Origin of the sequence: Pseudomonas agronomica, assembly GCF_025917275.1 — a bacterium.
Lineage (GTDB): Bacteria > Pseudomonadota > Gammaproteobacteria > Pseudomonadales > Pseudomonadaceae > Aquipseudomonas > Aquipseudomonas agronomica.
The window spans coordinates 1-1151 of the sequence record NZ_JAOSHO010000872.1; the positions used below are offsets into that span (position 1 = coordinate 1).

The 1151-nt window shown below is 61.0% G+C and carries 2 protein-coding genes; both read right to left on the reverse strand.

The window, feature by feature from the left end:
• The coding region (locus tag OC610_RS27805; RefSeq protein WP_264432769.1) for a tyrosine/phenylalanine carboxypeptidase domain-containing protein at positions 1-506 on the reverse strand (506 nt) is incomplete at its 3' end.
• A 36-nt stretch (positions 507-542) separates the two neighbouring features.
• A complete protein-coding gene (locus OC610_RS27810; RefSeq protein ID WP_264432771.1) occupies positions 543-1097 on the reverse strand; it encodes a hypothetical protein in 555 nt (184 codons plus the stop codon).
• Positions 1098-1151 lie beyond the last annotated feature (54 nt).

Sequence of the window (1151 nt, forward strand, 5' to 3'; positions counted from 1 at the left end):
CCGACGGCTTCCTTGGCGCTGAGCACCTTGGGTTCGTCCTTGAGGTCGCCACGGCCGTCGATGTTGTTCAGGTAATCGGACAGCATCAGGCCCAGGTCGGCCAGGGTCGGGTCGCCAGCGTGAAAGGCGTCGGAGGCGGCGCCGTACAGTTCCTGGGAGATGAGCCCGAAATCCTCGGTGCCGCGCGCTTCGAGCATGCGCACCACCATACGATATTCCTTGCACATGCGGCGCATGATCTGGCCAACCGGGTTGAACTGCCCGAGCTGGCGAGTGATGTCGCGCTCGATGTTCTGGAACTCCAGCTTCACTTTGCTGGAGTCGAACGACAAGGGGCGGTTGAGGTAATAATCGCGGTCCACGGCCGGCAGTTCCTTGCCCTTGGCCTTGAGAAACCCCTTGCGGATGTTCTCGTCCCATTTCACCGCGTCGAGAATGCGAATCGGCGTCTGCGCCAGCACAATGCGATCGGACAAGGTGCGTATCGTCTGCTGGTAATCGTCCACCCGGAACTCCTGTGTAAAAACGTCCGCTTGTAAGCGTTATTGGGATTTGACCAGTCGCTGGTAGCGCACGGCTTCCGAGAACACGTCGGAATTGGCCGGGTCGTCGAGGTAGCTGAAAACCTTGCTCATGTCGCTGTCCACCAGCACGCCATCGCCCTCTTCGCTCGGGTTCGGCTGGCCGCTGAGGAGCTTCTGGCCGATGGCCTGGTTGATCTGTTCCATGTCCAGGTTGTAGACCACCAGTTCCTGCTTGTCGGTCAGTTCGAAACCGGCGATGACGAAGTGCCCGCCAAACCGGGCTGGTACCTTCGCCGACAGGTACCAGCGGCTGCCGTGGCGAGAGACCGTCAGGGGAATGGCTTCGCGCTCCTGGGGCCTGGCCCTGAAATAACTGATGGCCTGGTAGCGGTGCTTGCCCACCTTCGTCAGTTCCAGGTTCAACGGTTCGCCCCAGGCGTTGGTGCTGGTCCAGTGGCCGAGCAGGCCCTTGGGCGCGGCTTCGCTGTCGGGCAATGGCGCCTTGAACGATACCAGGCAACCACTGAGCAACAGCAACGACACGGCCAGGACAACGGCACGCCAGGCTTTCATTGAAACTCCCTATGGCACAAGTTGCCTTGCCTTTGTGGCGAGGGAGCTTGCTCC